The sequence below is a fragment of the Azospirillum terrae genome, assembly GCF_053470425.1.
In genome coordinates, this window is the sequence record NZ_JBPXMR010000006.1 from 246019 (window position 1) to 263345 (window position 17327).

14 protein-coding genes are annotated in these 17327 nt (G+C 67.7%); 5 read left to right on the forward strand and 9 right to left on the reverse strand.

Translation table 11 applies throughout. The annotated features are described in order from the left end of the window. Nucleotides 1-56 precede the first annotated feature (56 nt). Nucleotides 57-287: a hypothetical protein gene (locus tag ACSVDD_RS17845; protein ID WP_448190724.1), complete on the forward strand. Its 231-nt coding sequence runs from the start codon at nucleotides 57-59 to the stop codon at nucleotides 285-287. A 15-nt stretch (nucleotides 288-302) separates the two neighbouring features. On the opposite strand, the gene ACSVDD_RS17850 is transcribed toward ACSVDD_RS17845, so the two are convergent. The 5 genes from ACSVDD_RS17850 to ACSVDD_RS17870 all read right to left on the reverse strand — a co-directional run bounded on the left by ACSVDD_RS17850 (nucleotide 303) and on the right by ACSVDD_RS17870 (nucleotide 4122). Further along, a complete protein-coding gene (locus ACSVDD_RS17850; RefSeq protein ID WP_448190725.1) occupies nucleotides 303-2201 on the reverse strand; it encodes a potassium transporter Kup in 1899 nt (632 codons plus the stop codon). Between the two features lie 174 nt (nucleotides 2202-2375). Continuing rightward, entirely contained in the window at nucleotides 2376-3122 is a 747-nt protein-coding gene (fliP, locus tag ACSVDD_RS17855; protein ID WP_448190726.1) for a flagellar type III secretion system pore protein FliP, read from the reverse strand. Further along, the gene (locus ACSVDD_RS17860; RefSeq protein WP_448190727.1) at nucleotides 3119-3463 is read right to left on the reverse strand and encodes a hypothetical protein; all 345 of its coding nucleotides are present in this window, start codon (nucleotides 3461-3463) and stop codon (nucleotides 3119-3121) included. Before ACSVDD_RS17860 ends, fliP begins: the two co-directional genes overlap by 4 nt. Before the next feature lie 12 nt (nucleotides 3464-3475). Continuing rightward, nucleotides 3476-3802 carry a hypothetical protein gene (locus ACSVDD_RS17865; protein ID WP_448190728.1) on the reverse strand — a complete coding sequence of 109 codons (327 nt, stop codon included), beginning with the start codon at nucleotides 3800-3802 and terminating at the stop codon, nucleotides 3476-3478. Beyond that, entirely contained in the window at nucleotides 3799-4122 is a 324-nt protein-coding gene (locus ACSVDD_RS17870) for an EscU/YscU/HrcU family type III secretion system export apparatus switch protein (protein ID WP_448190729.1), read from the reverse strand. The genes ACSVDD_RS17865 and ACSVDD_RS17870 overlap by 4 nt, the downstream gene beginning before the upstream one ends. 294 nt (nucleotides 4123-4416) lie before the next feature. Here ACSVDD_RS17870 and ACSVDD_RS17875 point away from each other — a divergent pair, with 294 nt between their 5' ends. Next, complete coding sequence (locus ACSVDD_RS17875; protein ID WP_448190730.1) at nucleotides 4417-6471, forward strand: putative bifunctional diguanylate cyclase/phosphodiesterase; 2055 nt, start codon at nucleotides 4417-4419, stop codon at nucleotides 6469-6471. A gap of 134 nt (nucleotides 6472-6605) precedes the next feature. Here the strand turns inward: ACSVDD_RS17875 and ACSVDD_RS17880 are convergent, their stop codons facing one another. Continuing rightward, nucleotides 6606-8024: a diguanylate cyclase domain-containing protein gene (locus ACSVDD_RS17880; protein ID WP_448190731.1), complete on the reverse strand. Its 1419-nt coding sequence runs from the start codon at nucleotides 8022-8024 to the stop codon at nucleotides 6606-6608. 149 nt (nucleotides 8025-8173) lie between these two features. Here ACSVDD_RS17880 and polA point away from each other — a divergent pair, with 149 nt between their 5' ends. Next, complete coding sequence (gene polA, locus ACSVDD_RS17885) at nucleotides 8174-11062, forward strand: DNA polymerase I (RefSeq protein ID WP_448190732.1); 2889 nt, start codon at nucleotides 8174-8176, stop codon at nucleotides 11060-11062. 64 nt (nucleotides 11063-11126) lie between these two features. Here polA and ACSVDD_RS17890 read toward each other — a convergent pair whose 3' ends face one another. The 3 genes from ACSVDD_RS17890 to ACSVDD_RS17900 all read right to left on the reverse strand — a co-directional run bounded on the left by ACSVDD_RS17890 (nucleotide 11127) and on the right by ACSVDD_RS17900 (nucleotide 13843). Continuing rightward, nucleotides 11127-12059, reverse strand: a complete 933-nt coding sequence (locus ACSVDD_RS17890; protein ID WP_448190733.1) for a right-handed parallel beta-helix repeat-containing protein — start codon at nucleotides 12057-12059, stop codon at nucleotides 11127-11129. Between the two features lie 261 nt (nucleotides 12060-12320). Then, nucleotides 12321-12917, reverse strand: coding sequence for a hypothetical protein (locus ACSVDD_RS17895; RefSeq protein WP_448190734.1), 597 nt, complete (start codon nucleotides 12915-12917; stop codon nucleotides 12321-12323). 86 nt (nucleotides 12918-13003) lie between these two features. Then, entirely contained in the window at nucleotides 13004-13843 is an 840-nt protein-coding gene (locus ACSVDD_RS17900) for an SDR family oxidoreductase (protein WP_448190735.1), read from the reverse strand. A 178-nt stretch (nucleotides 13844-14021) separates the two neighbouring features. Here ACSVDD_RS17900 and ACSVDD_RS17905 point away from each other — a divergent pair, with 178 nt between their 5' ends. Beyond that, nucleotides 14022-15002 carry a BMP family lipoprotein gene (locus ACSVDD_RS17905; RefSeq protein WP_448190736.1) on the forward strand — a complete coding sequence of 327 codons (981 nt, stop codon included), beginning with the start codon at nucleotides 14022-14024 and terminating at the stop codon, nucleotides 15000-15002. Continuing rightward, the gene (locus ACSVDD_RS17910) at nucleotides 14999-17326 is read left to right on the forward strand and encodes a PAS domain-containing hybrid sensor histidine kinase/response regulator (RefSeq protein WP_448190737.1); all 2328 of its coding nucleotides are present in this window, start codon (nucleotides 14999-15001) and stop codon (nucleotides 17324-17326) included. Before ACSVDD_RS17905 ends, ACSVDD_RS17910 begins: the two co-directional genes overlap by 4 nt. Nucleotide 17327 lies beyond the last annotated feature (1 nt).

A 17327-nucleotide genomic window follows, 5' to 3' on the forward strand; every position in this document is an offset into this window, starting at 1 on the left:
GGGTGGACCAGAGGCCCAAATCGCGTTATGCTTGCATGCCTTTGTAGGAGCCGCCCATGCCTGAGCGCGAGTCGGAGATTCTGAGCAAGCTGGATCTGGTTCTCACCGCACTGGAACGTCAGTCCGCGCGCCTGGAACGCCAGTCGGAACGCCAAACAGCGATGGAAGGCGATATCCGCGAGGTCAAAGGCCAGCTGTCCATCATGCTGACATGGCTCCAGTCCATGGATCAGCGCTTCTCGGCGCTGATGGCGCCGGTCAATCCGCCGCGCAAGCCGGCGGCATAAGCCGCCGCCCCTCCCCTACAACTGCACCTGCGTTCCCAATTCGACCACGCGGTTGGGCGGGATCTTGAAGAAGTCGGTGGCGGACACCGCCGTGCGGGACATCACCACGAACAGCTTCTCGCGCCACTGCGCCATCGCCGGGTTCATGCGCGGGATCAGCGTCTCGCGGCCCAGGAAGAACGAGGTCGCCATCAGGTCGAACTCCAGGCCGAACGCCTTGCACAGGCGCAGCGCCTTGGGAATGTTCGGCTCCTGCGAGAAGCCGTAGCGCACCGTCAGCCGGTAGAAGCCCTCGGCCAGGCCCTCGACCAGCACGCGGTCCTTGGCCGGCACGCGCGGCACGTCGTCCACCAGCACGGTCACGAACACCACGCGCTCGTGCATGACCTGATTGTGCTTCAAATTGTGCAGCAGCGCGATCGGCACGGTGTCGTTGGCCGACGTCATGAACACGGCGGTGCCCTTGACGCGGATGATCTCCTCGGACTTGGCGGAGCGCTTGATGAACTTCTCCAGCGGCAGCGATTCCTCGGCCAGCCGGCGCGCCAGCACCGCCCGCCCGCGCCGCCACGTGGACATCAGGCCCAGCGTCAGCGAGGCGATGACCAGCGGCACCCAGCCGCCGTGCGGGATCTTGATGATGTTGGCGGAGAAGAAGGACAGATCCACCGACAGGAACAGGCTGCCCAGCGCCAGACAGGCCGGCACCGGCCAATGCCAGCGGCGGTGCGCCACCACCAGCGCCAGGATGGTGGTGATGCACATGTCGCCGGTCACCGCGATGCCGTAGGCGGCGGCGAGGTTCGACGACGAGCGGAACCACACCACCAGCCCGATGGTGCCCAGCAGCAGGCCCCAGTTGGCGCGCGGGATGTAGATCTGCCCCTCCTCCTCGCTGGAGGTGTGTCGGATGTCGAGGCGCGGGCACAGGCCCAACTGCACCGCCTGCCGGGTCAGCGAGAAGACGCCGGAGATCACCGCTTGGCTGGCGATCACCGTCGCCAGGGTCGCCAGCCCGATCATCGGGTACAGGCCCCAGTCCGGCATCAGCAGGTAGAAGGGGCTGCGCACCGCCTCCGGTTCGCTCAGCAGCAGCGCGCACTGGCCGAAATAGTTCAGCAGCAGCGACGGCAGCACCACGTAGAACCACGCGGTGCGGATCGGAATCCGGCCGAAATGGCCCATGTCGGCGTACAGCGCCTCGCCGCCGGTGACGGCCAGCACCACCGCGCCCAGCACCAGGAAGCCCAGCACGCCGTTGCGCTGGAAGAAGCTGACGGCGTGGAGCGGGTTGAGCGCGGCCAGGATCTGCGGCTCCCGCACCACCTCGACCAGACCGGACAGGCCGAGCACGGTGAACCACGCGATCATCACCGGGCCGAACAGCGTGCCGACCTTGGCGGTGCCGTGGCTCTGGATGGCGAACAGGCCGATCAGGATGGCGATGGTGACCGGCACCACCACCTCGTGCAGGCCGGGCTGCGCCACCTCCAGACCCTCCACGGCGGAGAGCACGGAGATGGCCGGGGTAATCATGCCGTCGCCATAGAACAGCGACGCGCCGAACAGGCCCAGCGCCATGATCTTGGACAGGCGCCCGGTGGCGTCGGGCCGGCTGCTGGTGGCCAGCGCCAGCAGCGACAGGATGCCGCCCTCGCCCTTGTTGTCGGCGCGCATGACGAACAGCACGTACTTGACGGACACCGTCATCACCAGCGCCCAGACGATCAGGGACATGATGCCCATGATGTTGCCGGCCGTGAGCGGCAGCCCGTGCTCCACGGAAAAGCATTCGCGCAGCGTGTACAGCGGACTGGTGCCGATGTCGCCGAAGACGACGCCGAGCGCACCGAGTGTGAGCGCCGCAAAACGGCCCGAGGCGGGCTCCGCGGTCTTCGAGATGATGGCGGACATGGAGGGGGGAATGGACCTGTGGAGTGGTGGGGAAGAGCCTTGTGCCCGTCGGGCGGAACGGTCGGTGTCAGGCACGGCACCCTGGCCGTAGGTCGATCTATGACCCTATTGTAACGCGACAATTCGGCTCGAATGTCAAGCGTCAGAACGCCACACGGGGGACGTGTGCCCGCTCTACAGCGTCCCGAAGCTGCGCGCCAGCGAACCGGCGATCAGGTACCAGCCGTCCACCAGCACGAAGAAGATGATCTTGAAGGGAATCGCCACCATGGTCGGCGGCAGCATCATCATGCCCATGGACATCAGGATCGACGACACCACCATGTCGATGATCAGAAAGGGCAGGAACAGCAGAAAGCCGATCTCGAAGGCGCGCTTGATCTCCGAGATCATGAAGGCCGGCACCAGCACCTGCATGGGCGTGGCGATGGGCTCCTCGATCTTCTCGATGCGCGCCATGTCGACGAACAGCTTCAGATCCTTCTCGCTGGTGTGGCGCAGCATGAACTCGCGGAAGGGCAGCAAGGTCCGGGTGACCGCCTCGGCCTCGCTGATGTCCTCGTTGATGAGCGGCTGGATGCCCTGGTTGTAGGAACGCTCCATCACCGGCGCCATGATGAAGAAGGTCAGGAACATCGCCAGCGACACCAGCACCGTGTTGGGCGGCACCTGCTGGACGCCCAGCGCCTGACGCAGAAACGACAGCACGATGACGATGCGGGTGAACGCCGTCATCATGATGAGGATCGACGGCGCCAGCGACAGCACCGTGATCAGCGCCACCATCTGCACGATGCGGCCGGTGGTCGAGCCGCCGGCCTCGCCCATGTTGAAGGTCAGGCTCTGCGCCAGCGCCGGCCCGGCCAGCACCCCCACCCCCAGCGCCAGCAGCACCGCCAGCAGCAGGCGCATGCGGCTCATGCCGCGTCTCCCTTGGGCTGCGGAGGCGCAGCCTGAACCGCCGCGCCTTGAACCGTCGCGACCGCGTCGCGGAAGCCGCCGCGGATGCCGGCCTCCACCGTCAGGTCGCCGCTGGGGCTGAGCAGCAGCAGGTGCTCCACCTCGTCGCGGCGCACCAGCACAAGACGGCGCTTGGCGTCGAGCGGCGTCACCTCCACCACCGACACGCGGCGCACCCGCTGGCGCCGCGGCGCCGCGACGCCGCCCAGGCCGAAATGGCGCAGCACCAGCACCACCACGAAGAACAGGGCGATGACGAAGACCAGCGCCAGCGAAAATTGGAAATACATGTCGATGTTCATGGGGCCGGCGGCTCAGCTCTTGTCGGAAGGGGGGGCCGGGCGCCGGTAGACGGCGGCGGCCCGTTGCCGGGCGGTGTGGGTCTCCTCGCCATCCGACAGCTCGCGCTGGCGCGACAGCGTGGCGGACAGCGCGTTCAGCGCGGCGATCATCGCCTCCAGGTCCGGCAGCAGCGCCCGCGCCTGATCGCGGGGCAGCGCCTCGGCCACCGCGCACAGCGTGGCGACGCGCGCGTCCAGCCCGGAGAGATCGACCAGCGCGCCCGAGTCCGCCTGCGCGCCGGCCTCGGCCAGGGCGGCGGCGACGGCGGCCAGATCGCCGTGCAGGGTGGCGGCGTTCATGGCTGAGGCTCCGAAACGGGGGGACTGGGCGGCAGTTTGCCGTTGGCACGGTAGACGTGCGAGAGGATTTCCGCCACCGCGACGATGGCCTCGACCGGAATCTCGCTGTCCAGGTCGAGAACGGAGAGGATTTCCACCAGATCGGCGTCCTCGCGCACCTTCACGTCGTTGGCGAAGGCCAGCTCCAGGATCTGCTCGGCCACATGGCCGCGCCCGCTCGCCACCACCTTCGGCAGCCCCGGCGCGCCAAGCTCGTACGACAGCGCCACCGCGACGGGGCGGCGGGGCTTGGAGCGGAGGTTGGGGGACGGCTCGGACACTCTGCTTCCCGCCGATGGATCTGGGGACGATGGATCTGGGGCCAATGGATCTGGGCAAGTCCGCGCATCCTTGCCGAACATGCTTAACGAACCGTGAAAAATCGCCGCCGCGCCGGTTTGCCGCACGAAAAGCCCGTAACAAAACCTTCCCCTGGGTTGCGTTTTTGAAACACACTCCGGCGCGATTTCGGGCTATGCTATGACTTAAGTAAGACCACAGTTCGGTCCAGCAGTTCGAGTCACGACATGTTATTCGCCGAAGGAATGCCCGCCGCGTCGCACGGAGCGCTGCAAATGAGCCAGGACACCGAGGCCCAGTACCGCAGCATCTTCGAGAACGCCGTCGAGGGCATCTACCAGACGACGACGGAGGGCCGCTATCTGCGGGTCAACCCGTCGCTGGCGCGCATCTACGGCTACGACTCGGTGGACGCGCTGATCGGCAACCTCACCGACATCGCCGGCCAGCTCTACGTCGATCCCGGCCGGCGCGAGGCGTTCGCCGCGCTGATGGACAGCCAGGGCGTGGTGCAGAACTTCGAGGCGCGGGTCTTCCGCCGCGACGGCTCGATCATCTGGATCTCGGAGAACGCGCGCTGCGTGCGCGACGGCTCGGGCGCCACGCGCTTTTACGAAGGCACCGTCCAGGACATCACCGAGCGCAAGCAGCACGAGGAGAAGATCCGCCTGCTGGCCACCGTGTTCGCCAGCGTCGCCGACGGCATCCTGATCGCCGATCCCGAACTGAACGTCCAGGCGGTGAACCCCGCCTACATCACCATGACCGCCTTCGAGATGGAGGAGCTGGTCGGCCAGCCGCTCACCCTGTTCCACCACGGCGCGCACGAGCGCACCTTCATCGCCGACATCTGGGACACCGCGTCGAAGGCCGGCCGCTGGCAGGGCGAGGTGACCAGCTTCCGCCGCAACGGCGAGAGCTTCGCGGCGGCGCTGGCGGTCACCGCGGTGCGGGCGCCCGGCGGAGCCCTCGAGCACTATGTGCTGACCATCGCCGACATCAGCCAGCGCAAGTACCAGGAGCACCAGATCCGCTATCAGGCGAGCTTCGACCGCCTGACCGACCTGCCCAACCGCTGGCTGGTCTGCGAACGGCTGGTGGAGGCAATCGCCCGCGCACAGCGGTTGCAGTCCAAGGTGGCAGTGACCTTTATCGACCTCAACCGCTTCAAGCAGGTCAACGACACCCTGGGCCACCACGCCGGCGACGAACTGTTGAAGCTGGTGGCGCGGCGGCTGCGCAACTGCACGCGGGTGTCCGACACGGTGGGCCGGCTGGGCGGCGACGAATTCCTGGTGGTGGCGCCCGACGCTGCCGACCGCAACGCCGGGGCGCGGCTGGCCGAGAAGATCCTGTATTCCATGAGCGAGCCGTTTCTGGTGCGCGGGCAGGAGTTCTATTGCGGCGGCGCCATCGGCATCGCCTTCTTCCCCGACGACGGCGACACGGCGGACCAGTTGCTGCGCAACGCCGACCTTGCCATGTACCACGCCAAGCGCAACCCGGAGCACCCCTACGCCTTCTACGACCAGGGCATGCGCGAGCAGACCGGCTTCCATCTGGGTATGGAGGCGGACCTGCGCCGCGCCGTCAACAACGGCGAGTTCGAGCTGTTCTACCAGCCCAAGGTGGATCTGGCGGAGCGCCGCATCGTCGGTGCGGAGGCGCTGATCCGCTGGCGCCACCCGACGCGCGGCATCGTCTCGCCGGCCGAGTTCATCCCGTTCGCCGAAGACACCGGCATGATCTGGGACATCGGCGCCTGGACGCTGTACTCGGCGGCGCAGTCGCTGGCGGAGTGGATCGCCCAGGACCTCAACGTCGGCGTGGTGTCGGTGAACCTGTCGCCGCGCCAGTTCCAGGACGCGCGGCTGGTCGGCTTCGTGCGCTCGGTCATCGAGCAGGCCGGCGTCCCGCCCGAACGGCTGGAACTGGAGCTGACCGAGGGCGCCATGATCGGCGACATCGAGAAGGCGGTGGCGATCCTCAACGGGCTGAAGGACATCGGCGTCAAGCTGTCGATCGACGATTTCGGCACCGGCTATTCGTCGCTGGCTTATTTGAAGCGCTTCCCCATCGACACGCTGAAGATCGACCGCTCGTTCGTGCGCGACATCGTGAAGTCGAGCACCGACCCGGCCATCGTCGGCACCATCGTGAACCTGGCGGACTCGCTAGGCTTCGCCACCATCGCCGAGGGCGTGGAAACCAACGAGCAGGCCGAGATCCTGAAGCAGCAGAATTGCCACCAGATCCAGGGCTACCTGATCAGCCGGCCGCTGGCGGTGGACGCGTTCGAGGTGTTCGTGCGGGAGACGATGGGGGGGTAAACCCTCTCCCCTCCGGGGAGAGGGTGGCCGCGCAGCGGCCGGGTGAGGGTAAGTGCAAGGATCCTTGGATTTACCCTCACCCTCCCACGCTTCGCGTGGGCCCCTCCCTCTCCCGGGACGGGAGAGGAGACGACTTACACCACCCTTGGCGCCGCCCCGTGGAACGCGAACCGCCCTCCCCCCGCCGCTTTGCAGCAGTAGAGCGCCTCGTCGGCGTCGCGCAGCAGCAGATCGGGGTTGCCGCCGCCCTCGCGGCCCAGCGCGATGCCGATGCTGACGCCAATGGTCAGCGTCAGGCCCTCGACCTCGTAGGGCTCCGACAGCGTGGCGACGATCTTGCCGGCCAGAACGGCGGCGTCGTCCGGCGACGACACGTCGAGCTGGAGGATGGAAAACTCGTCGCCGCCGACGCGGGCGACCACGTCGCTGCGCCGGGTGATGTTCTGAAGCCGCTGGGCGACCTGCTTCAGCACGCCGTCGCCCACCCCATGCCCGTACGTGTCGTTCACCGGCTTGAAGCGGTCGAGGTCGAGCATGTGCAGCGCCAGCCCGCTCCCACCGTGGTGTGGCAGTTGGGCGACGGCGGCGGACAGGCGGTGGACCAGCATCTCGCGGTTCGCCAGCTCGGTCAGGTAGTCGTGGAAAGCCTTGTGGCGGTATTCCTCAGCGCTCAGTTCCTCGGAAATGTCCTGGATCACGCCGCGCAGCATCAACCCCGAGCCGCGCTCGCGCGGGTCGGCGCGCAGCATCAGGCGGGCGGTCCAGCGGTTGCCGTCCGGCCGCTCCATCCGCACCACCTCGCCAACCAGCTGGCCGGGGGCGCAGCGCGCCTCGTCCAGGGCGGCGGAGAAGCTGCCGCGGTCGCTCTCCACCACCAGATGGCGCAGGTGCGCCATGGTGCGCGGCACCGGGGTGTGGCCGCCGGTCAGCACACCGGCATCCCCCTCGAAGCACAGCGCGTCGTCGCCGATGTCCCACTCGAAGCTGGCGCTGCGGGTGACGCGCTGGATGCGCGACAGCCAACCGGTGCGGTGCCGCAGCACCGCCAGCTCCTGCTTCTGCTGGATCAGCAGCCACAGGTCGGAGGCCAGCGCGCTCAGCGCCGCCACGTCGTCGTCGGTGTAGGCGGTGGGCTTGTTGCCGACGCCGAGGATGAAGCGCACCAGCGCGCCCTCGACCAACGGCACGTTCATGTGGCGGACGAGGGGAGCGTGCCCTTCCGGATAGCCGTGCTTGTCGGGCAGCGACGGATAGTCGTTGTGAACCACCGGGGCGCGCGTGCGCAGACAATCCACCCAGACGCCAGCCGCCGACACCGGGTAATGGCGGGTGACCGCGGCCGTGCAGAACGCCTGCGTCGCCTTCGACCAGGTGACAAGCTCCAGCGTTTCCTGATCGTCGTTGACGAAGTGGAAGTAGCCGATCGCGCTGCCGGTCATGCTGACCGCCAGCTCGAGTCCATGCTGGATCGCGTCGTTGACGCCGAGGGTGGCGGAGCCTCGCCAGAGGTCGGCCAGGGCGCGGGACAGCGAGGCGTCGGTTGCCGTGTCCATGCGCGTACTCCTTTATATGATAAAGTAATGATACGCCTACGGACGAGCGAAGAACACCGCGCAGGCCTGCGCCCTTCCGTCGCAAGGTGCCGCGCTCTCGACTCTTCGACCCTCATCCGCCAAGTTAGCGTCCCAAGGGAGAGGGATGCATGACCGACCAGACCACCGAACTTCCCGGCGCCGGGACGCCGACCACCGCCGCGCCCAACCGGAACGCGCTGTATCTGGTGGACGGGTCCGGGTTCATCTTCCGCGCCTTCCACGCGATCCCGATCCTGACCCGGCCGGACGGCACGCCGGTGAACGCCGTCATGGGCTTCGCCAACATGCTGACCAAGCTACTGGCCGACCTGCACGCGCAGGCGGTAGCGGTGGTGTTCGATTCCAAGCGCCAGACCTTCCGTTCCGACATCTACCCGCTCTACAAGGCGCAGCGCCCTGAGCCGCCGGAGGAGCTGAAGCCGCAGTTCGCGCTGATCCGCGAGGCCACCGACGCCTTCTGCCTGCCCTGCCTGGAGCTGGAGGGCTTTGAAGCCGACGATCTGATCGCCACCTACGCCCGCCTCGCCGTCGAGGCCGGGCGCGAGGTGACCATCGTGTCGTCGGACAAGGATCTGATGCAGCTCGTGCAGCCGGGCGTGCGCATGCTCGACCCGCTGAAGAACCGGATGATCGGCCGCGACGAGGTGATCGAGAAGTTCGGCGTGCCGCCGGAGAAGGTGGTGGACGTGCAGGCCCTGGCCGGCGACAGCGTCGACAACGTGCCGGGCGTGCCGGGCATCGGCGTCAAGACCGCCGCCCAGCTCATCACAGAGTACGGCGATTTGGAAACGCTGCTGGAGCGCGCGGGAGAGATCAAGCAGCCGGCACGCCGCCAGAAGCTCCAGGACAACGCCGATCTGGCGCGCATCTCCAAGCGGCTCGTCCTGCTCGACCAGCACGTGCCGGTGCCCAAGCCCCTGGACGAGCTGAAGGTCCGCGAGCCGGACCACGCGAAGCTGCTGACCTTCCTGCGGGCGCAGGGTTTCCGCAGCATCGTCACCCGCCTGGAGAACGAAATCGCCAGGGACGGCACGGTGGCGGATGGGGCGTTTGCGCCCTCGCCGGACCCGGCTCCGGTCCCCACGGCGGCTGAGGCTCAGAGTGGGGGCGACACGTCAACGGCTCCGCGCGTCCGCACCCACGCCCTACGCGACGTCGAGAAGCGCTATGAACTGGTGCAGGATCTGGACGCCCTCCAGGTGTGGATCGAGCGCGCCAGCGCGGACGGCATTCTGGCGGTGGACACCGAGACCAACTCGCTCACCCCGTCCACGGCGGCGCTGGTCGGCATCTCGCTGAGCACCGAGCCGGGGCTGGCCTGCTACATCCCCGTCGGCCACCGCGACGGCGACAGCGCCGACGGCCAGTTGGCGCTGGGCGGCGACGGGCCGAAGCAGCTCTCGCCCGAACAGGCCATGGCGGCGCTGAAGGACGTGCTGGAAGACCCGTCGATCCTCAAGATCGGCCACAATTTCAAGTTCGACCACCAGCTGTTCGCGCGCTATGGCGTGCGGGTAACGCCGACCGACGACACCATGCTGATGTCCTACGTGCTGGAGGGCGGCGCGCACGGCCACGGCATGGACGAACTGGCCGAGTTGCACCTCGCCTACACGACGATCAAGTACGCGGAGGTCTGCGGCACCGGCAAGACGAAGATCACCTTCGACCGGGTGGCGCTGGACAAGGCGCGCGACTACGCCGCCGAGGACGCCGACATCACGCTGCGCCTGTGGAAGGTGCTGAAGCCGCAGTTGGTGGACCACCGCATGGTCACCGTCTACGAGACGCTGGAACGGCCGCTGACGCCCATCGTGGCGGACATGGAACGCGCCGGCGTGCGCATCGACCGTGCCGAGCTGCGCCGCCTGTCGCAGGACTTCGCCGAACGTCTGGTGCAGTTGGAGGCCGAGGTCCACAAGCTCGCCCCGCGCCCCTTCAACGTCGGCTCGCCCAAGCAACTGGGTGAGATCCTGTTCGATGAGATGAAGCTGTCGGGCGGCGGCAAGAAGGGCAAGACCGGCGCCTATTCCACCGACTCCAGCGTTCTGGAAGCGCTGGCCGAGCAGGGGGCGGAGATCGCCCAGCGCGTGCTCGACTGGCGCCAACTCGCCAAGCTGAAGAGCACCTATACGGACGCCTTGCAGGAGCAGGCGGACGCGCACGACCGCGTCCACACCAGCTTCTCCATGGCGCTGACCAACACCGGGCGGCTGTCCTCGACCGACCCCAACCTGCAGAACATCCCCATCCGCAACGAGGAGGGCCGCAAGATCCGCCGCGCCTTCGTCGCCGAGCCGGGCTGCAAGCTGGTGTCGGTGGACTATTCGCAGATCGAGCTGCGGCTGGTCGCCGAGATGGCCGGCATCGAGGCGCTGAAGCACGCCTTCCGCGAGGGCATCGACGTCCACTCCATGACCGCCAGTCAGGTGTTCGGCGTGCCGCTCGACCAGATGACGCCGGATATCCGCCGCAAGGCGAAGACCATCAACTTCGGCATCATCTACGGCATCTCGGGGTTCGGGCTGGGCCGTCAGTTGGGGATCGCGCCGGGCGAGGCGAACGCCTTCATCAAGACCTATCTGGAGCGCTTCCACGAACTGCGCGAGTGGATGGAGGCGACCAAGGTCTTCGCCCGCCAGCACGGGCATGTGTGCACGCTGTTCGGCCGGCGCTGCTTCATCCCCGGCATCCACGACAAGAACGCCGCGCGCCGCGCCTTCGCCGAGCGTCAAGCGATCAACGCGCCGATCCAGGGCACGGCGGCCGACATCATGAAGCGCGCCATGACCCGCGTGCCGGACGCTTTGAAGGCCGCCGGCTCCAGCGCCCGCATGCTGCTGCAAGTGCACGACGAACTGCTGTTCGAAGTGCCCGAGGCCGAAGCGGCCGAGACGGCGAAGATCGTTCAGCGGGTGATGGAGGGCGCCGCCCAGTTGGGCGTGCCGCTGGTGGCCGAGGCGGGCATCGGCGACAGCTGGGCCGAAGCGCATTGAGCGCGTTCGCCGGGAAGCCCGGCGTGTCCGGGATGGTGGACACGCCGGGCTCCGTCTACGCTTGTCAGACCTTGTTGACCAGCGCCTCCCAGGTATCCTCCCGCGGGGTTTGGTCGGGCAAAATCATCGCGTCCGTGAAGGCCTGCGCCGCGGCGGCGGCGTTTTGCGGCTTCAGACCGTTCTGGAGGCTCCAGTTCGTGCCGTTGTCGTGCACGCTGTTGCCGGTGTAGACGTTGTCGGTGCCGGTGCTGCCGCCCTCGGCGACGCCAGTGCTCCGGTTGTTGTGGATGTCGTTGCCGGCGACCTTCACACCGTCCGCGGTGCTGGAATAGCCGTAGCTGTCGCCGCTGCCGACCCAGATGCCCATGTTCGACCCGGTGACCGTGTTGTCGAGGATATCGACGTCATGGGCGTCGTGCCAAAGGTGAATGCCGACGCCGGCGTTGTCGTGGATCTTGTTGTTGTCGATGGTGCCGCTGGTGCCCTGATAGATGCCGTGGATCAGGCTACTGTTCTGCCCGGCCGGGCCGATGTTGAAGACTTCGTTGCCGTCCATGCTGATGTTGGTGCCGCCGTTGTAGCCGTCACCAAAAATGCCCGCACCGCCGTTGCTGCTGCCGGCGGTATCCGGATTGTTCGCGATGTCGTGCACCTTGCTGTTCTTGACGGTCGAGTTGCTGCCGTCGGTGAGAATGCCGATGCGCCAGTTCGCCTTGGAGCCGTCCACCTCGAAGCCGTTGATGGTGACGTTGGCGCCCTTGTTTTCCCAGGCCACGTCACCGTCGCCCGAGGTGATCTTCGCGCCCCATTTCACGTCCGAGACATAGGTGACGCCGTCCGTCGTGGTGGTGAATCCGCCCTCATAGGTTCCGGGCGCGACATGGACGGTGGTTCCCGCCCTGGCTTCGCTCGACGCCTGTTGAATCGTCCTGTATGGCAAGTTCTTTGTACCTGAATTCGAATCAGAGCCGTTTGTCGAGACATAAATATCAGCCATTCCTCAATCCTTCTGTGGTCATTTTGGGATGTTAGATGGGATAACCCCGCCGAAGGCCGGGTCTTTTTAATCCACATCATTATTGCACTGCCTGCGTTTCAATCAGCAGCAGCGCAGGAGCCCATCAATGACCATGGATCTACTTGCGAGCAACCTTATGCTGCACCTGCACATGGTATACGCCGCACCGCACACGGCGCCTATGGCAGACGCACACCGCGCCGCTCGAAACGAATTAGCGAAGAAGGAAGAGGAACGGGTTTACCGTCCGGACACCATCCAGGGCCGGCGCTGCGCCAGATAGACGGCCGGGCGTTCCTGGATGTCGGTGATGACGAAGTCCAGCACGATGCGGCCGCCGGGCGGCACGTCGCCGAGGCTGAAAGTGATGCTGTCCAACGGTTTCGAGATCACCCGCGCCACCCGGAACAGGTCGGCCTGGGCGTAGCGCTGGTAGGCGCTGCCCTCCCCGAAACTCAGCCCGTCGTCCTGGGTACTCGCCTGGCCGAGCGGCTGCTGGAGTTCCAGGTCATAGCCGGTCCAAACGCTGTCGGTGCGGTTGATCACCACCTTGCGCAATGCGTAGCCGTAGGGATGGTCGCTGCCGATGCGGTTGTGGGCCAGACGGCCGGACCACGCCTCCAGTTCCCCGCGGATGACCAGCACGACCTGCTCCGGCGCGGTGACCTCCTCGACCACCACGAACGGATCCGCCAGCGTGCCGCCGCCCGAGGCGGACAGGATGCGGAAGCCGCCCAACTCGTCACTGAACGTCAGCCCGGCGACGCTGACGGGATCGGCCGACGCCGCAGGACTCCAGACCAGCAACGCCACTGCAAAGACGCGGACCGAGGCCATGCCGCCCCCTTATCCCAGCAATCCCGTTGGTCTTCTTCAAGATCGGGGCTGGGACGGGGCGGCGACATACCTCTTGCGAGGCAGCCTCAGTCCAGGAAAATGTCCGGCGCCAGCGGCGCGCCGGGCTTCACGGCGTAGGCGTCGAAGTCGGTGACGCCGGCCTCGCGCAGCACCTCGTCGTCGATGAAGAAGTTCCCGCCGCACGCCTTGGCGTCGCGCGTCAGGATGGCGTGCGCGGCGTCGGCGAGGATCTCCGGCTTGCGGCAGTTGTCGAACTCGGCCGCACCCTTCAGCATGCCGATGGCCGCGGTGGCAATGATCGTGCGCGGCCACAGCGAATTGACGCCGATCCGCCCCTTGAACTCCGCCGCCATGCCCAGCGTGCACAGGCTCATGGCGTACTTGGCGATGGTGTAGGCGGTGTGGTGCTGGAACCAGCGCGGGTTCAGGTTCAGCGGCGGCGACAGCGTCAGGATGTGTGGGTTCGCCGCCTTCAGCAGATGCGGAATCGCCGCCTGCGAGCACACGAAGGTGCCGCGGCCGTTGACGCCCATCATCAGGTCCCAGCGCTTCGGGAGAGTCTCCAGCGTGCCGGTCAGGCTGATGGCGCTGGCGTTGTTGACCAGCACGTCGAGGCCGCCGAACGCCTCCACCGTCTGCTGGATGGCCGCCGCGACCTGCGCCTCGTCGCGGATGTCGCACTGGATGGCGAGCGCCCGGCCACCGTGATCCCGGCCGGCCGCCTCGATCTCCGCCGCCGCCGTGTGGATGGTGCCTTCCAGCTTCGGGTGCGGTTCGGTCGTCTTGGCGGCGATAGCAACGTTGGCGCCGTCGCGCGCAGCGCGCAGCGCAATCGCCTTGCCGATGCCGCGGCTGGCGCCCGTGATGAACAGCGTCTTGCCCTTCAGCGTCCCGGCTGCGGCCATGGCGGTTCCCTCCCCTATGTCTTCGTTGCGATTGGTTGACGTATACGTCAACCATAGCAGCCCGCCCCCGCGGCGTCCAGTCGCACACCCCCGAGCCAAAAGGAAGACGCGAACATGCTGGTTTATTCATGAAGATCGCGCCTACACTTCCGGGGGTGGACCTTCCGGGGAGAGAGCCTTGCCCATCGCCTTGCGGCTGTTGGTTGCGCTGTTCGTGCTTGTGGCAGTGCCGGCATGGGCGGCCGAGTCCGTGCCGGGGCTGGTCTATGCCGTAGGCCAGAAGTTCGACAAGAGCTTCAACGAGGGCGCCTTCGCCGGTGCCGAGCGGTTCAAGGCGGCCACCGGCACCCCCTATCTGGAGTTCCAGCCGCAGAGCCCGGCGCAGGTCGAGCAGGCGGTGCAGGCGCTGGTCCGCCGCGGCGCCACCGACGTGGTGATGATCGGCTTCTACTACGCCACCCCGCTGGCGACGCTGGCGCCCAAGCACCCGAAGGTGCGCTTCACCATCATCGATGCGGTGGTCGAGGCGCCCAACGTCCGCTCCATCGCCTTCAAGGAGCAGGAGGGTTCGTTCCTGGTCGGCATGCTGGCGGCGCTGGCGTCGAAGACCGGGACGGTGGGCTTCGTCGGCGCCCTGGACATCCCACTGATCCGCAAGTTCATCGCCGGCTATACCCAGGGGGCGAAGCACGCCCGCGCCGATGCGCAGGTGCTGGTCAACTTCGTCGGCTCCACGCCGGCCGCCTTCAACGACCCGACCACCGGGGCGGAGGTCGCGAAGAGCCAGTTCCAGCGCGGCGCCGACGTGGTGTTCGCCGGGGCCGGCGTGTCCAACTTCGGCGTGTTCAGCGCCGTGCACGACGCCGGCCGCCTCGCCATCGGTGTCGACAGCAACCAGAACCACCTCTACCCCGGCAGCATGCTGACCTCCATGCTGAAGCGCGTCGATCTGGCGGTGGAGCAGGCGTTCCGCGCCGGCCGCGACGGCACCTGGACACCGGGCACGGTGGCGCTCGGCCTCGCCGAGGGCGGGGTGGACTACGCGGTGGACGACAACAACCGCGCGCTGCTGACTCCGGCCATGCTGGAGGCGGTCGAGGCGGCGCGGCGCGACATCGTCGCCGGCCGGCTGCGCGTGGAAGGGGGCGGCGCCCCGTGACCCCAACCCCATCAGGGCTGCGGCTGGACGCGCTGGCCGACCACATCCCGGCCATCGTGCTGGCCACTGACCGGGAGTGGCGCATCGTCTACGCCAACCGCACGGCGGAGGCGCTGTTCGGCAAGCCGGTCGCGGCGGTGCTCGGGCTCGGGCTGTGGGACGAGGCGAGCGAGCTGGCGAGCTTCTTCCACCGGCCGCTGACGCACGTGAAGACGTCCGGCACGCCGGAGCGCTTCCAAGGCTTCTACCCGCCACTGGAGCGCTGGTATCGGGTGACCGCGTTCCCGGTGGACGGCGGCGTCGGCGTGCACATGGCCGACGTCACCGAACAGCGCGCCGAGCTGGCCCGCCTGCGCGAGAGCGAGGAACGGCTGAACGCGATGCTGGAGAACGCGGTGGATGCGATCATCACGATCGACGGCCGCGGCCTCGTCCAGTCGGTCAACCCCGCGTGCCTGACGATGTTCGGCTACACGGCCGCGGAGATGCTGGGCGCCAATATCCATCGGCTGATGCCCAGCCATCACGCCGTCCACCACGACGACCTGATGCGCGCCAGCCGGCGGTCCGAGCAGTACGACGTGATCGGGCGCTCGCGCGAGCTGGTGGCGCGGCGCAAGGACGGCTCGGAAGTGCTGATCGAGATGAGCATCAGCGAGGTGCGCGTGAACAACCGGTGCTTCTACACCGGCGTGATCCGCGACATCACCGAGCGCAAGCGCGCCCAGCAGGCGCTGGTGGACGCCAACTTCTACCTGGAGCAGCGCGTCGAGGAGCGCACCGCGGAGTTGCAGGCCGCCCGCCTCAAGGCCGAGGAGGCGGCGCGCGCCAAGGCCGATTTCCTGGCGATGATGAGCCACGAGATCCGCACGCCGATGAACGGCATCCTCGGCATGGTGCGCCTGCTGCTGGACACGCCGCTCAACGCCGAACAGCGCGACTATGGGCAGACCGTGCTGTATTCCGGCGAGGCGCTGCTGACCATCCTCAACGACATCCTCGACATGTCGAAGCTGGACGCCGGGCGGCTGGGGCTGGAGTGTGTCGACGTCGACCTCAAGCGGCTGATCGCCAGCGTCGCGGCGCTGATGTCCTCGCGCGCCGCGGAGAAGGGGCTGACGCTGGAAACCCGCGTGGCGCCGGATGCGCGGTGCTTCGTGCGCGGCGACCCGACCCGGCTGCGGCAGGTGCTGCTCAACCTCGTCTCCAACGCCGTCAAGTTCACCGAGCGCGGCGGCATCACCCTGACGGTGGAACCGGCCGGCGGGATGGATGTGCGCTTCGCCGTGACCGACACCGGCATCGGCGTGCCCGAGGCGGTGCAGCCGGACCTGTTCACCGAGTTCTTCCAGGCCGACAGCTCGATCAGCCGGCGCTTCGGCGGCACCGGCCTGGGGCTCGCCATCTGCAAGCGCATCGTCACCCTGATGAACGGCCGCATCGGAGTCGAAAGCCGGCCCGGCACGGGCAGCGTCTTCTGGTTCACCGTGCCGCTGGAGACCGCAGCCGAACCGGGCGAGGCCGACGCCCCGGAGCCGGTGGCCGTCCGCCTGCGCCCGTTGCGCGTGCTGCTGGCCGAGGACAACCCGGTCAACCGCAAGGTGGCGGTGGCGCTGCTGACCCGCCAGGGGCACGCGGTGATGGTGGCGAACGACGGCGCCGAAGCGCTCGAACACGTGCGGCTGGGCCGCTTCGACGTGGTGCTGATGGACATGCAGATGCCGCGCATGGACGGGCTGGAGGCGGCACGGCGCATCCGCGCGATGCCCGGCCTGCGCGGCACCATCCCGATCATCGCCCTGACCGCCAACGCGCTGGCCGGCGACGCCGAGCGCTGCTTGGCGGTGGGCATGAACGACCACGTCCCCAAGCCCATCGTGCCGGAGGTGCTGGCCGCCGCCCTGGCCCGCCAATGCGGCACGCGCGCCGAGGCCGCCGCCGGCTTCGCGTTGATGGACGATGTGGACGGTGAAGCGCTGCTCGACCCGCAGCCGCTGGAGTCGCTGACCGAGGTGCTGGGTGCGGAGGAGTTGCGGCAGCTCGTGCAGGAGTTCGTAGAGGACGCCACCGCGAAGGCCGCGGCGATCGGCGACGGCAGCGATCTGTTCGCCACGCGTTTGGCCGTGCACGATTTGAAATCCACCGCCTCGACGCTGGGGCTGCTGAGCCTGCGCCGGCTGGCGGAGGCCATCGAGCACGCCTGCCTGGAGAACCGCCCGCCGGAGACGCAATCCCTGTGCGCCGCCCTGCCCGACCGTCTGGCCCGCTCGGTGGACGCGCTGCACAAGGCGTACCCGGAGGTGGGGGTGGTGGAGGCGGTTTAGC

Excerpts from the sequence above, each read along its gene's own strand:
- ACSVDD_RS17850 (WP_448190725.1), bottom strand. The coding sequence starts at position 2,201 with ATGTCCGCCATCATCTCGAAGACCGCGGAGCCCGCCTCGGGCCGTTTT.
- fliP (WP_448190726.1), bottom strand. The coding sequence starts at position 3,122 with ATGAGCCGCATGCGCCTGCTGCTGGCGGTGCTGCTGGCGCTGGGGGTG.
- ACSVDD_RS17845 (WP_448190724.1), top strand. The coding sequence starts at position 57 with ATGCCTGAGCGCGAGTCGGAGATTCTGAGCAAGCTGGATCTGGTTCTC.
- polA (WP_448190732.1), top strand. The coding sequence starts at position 8,174 with ATGACCGACCAGACCACCGAACTTCCCGGCGCCGGGACGCCGACCACC.
- ACSVDD_RS17895 (WP_448190734.1), bottom strand. The coding sequence starts at position 12,917 with ATGGCCTCGGTCCGCGTCTTTGCAGTGGCGTTGCTGGTCTGGAGTCCT.
- ACSVDD_RS17890 (WP_448190733.1), bottom strand. The coding sequence starts at position 12,059 with ATGGCTGATATTTATGTCTCGACAAACGGCTCTGATTCGAATTCAGGT.
- ACSVDD_RS17860 (WP_448190727.1), bottom strand. The coding sequence starts at position 3,463 with ATGAACATCGACATGTATTTCCAATTTTCGCTGGCGCTGGTCTTCGTC.
- ACSVDD_RS17875 (WP_448190730.1), top strand. The coding sequence starts at position 4,417 with ATGAGCCAGGACACCGAGGCCCAGTACCGCAGCATCTTCGAGAACGCC.
- ACSVDD_RS17900 (WP_448190735.1), bottom strand. The coding sequence starts at position 13,843 with ATGGCCGCAGCCGGGACGCTGAAGGGCAAGACGCTGTTCATCACGGGC.
- ACSVDD_RS17865 (WP_448190728.1), bottom strand. The coding sequence starts at position 3,802 with ATGAACGCCGCCACCCTGCACGGCGATCTGGCCGCCGTCGCCGCCGCC.
- ACSVDD_RS17880 (WP_448190731.1), bottom strand. The coding sequence starts at position 8,024 with ATGGACACGGCAACCGACGCCTCGCTGTCCCGCGCCCTGGCCGACCTC.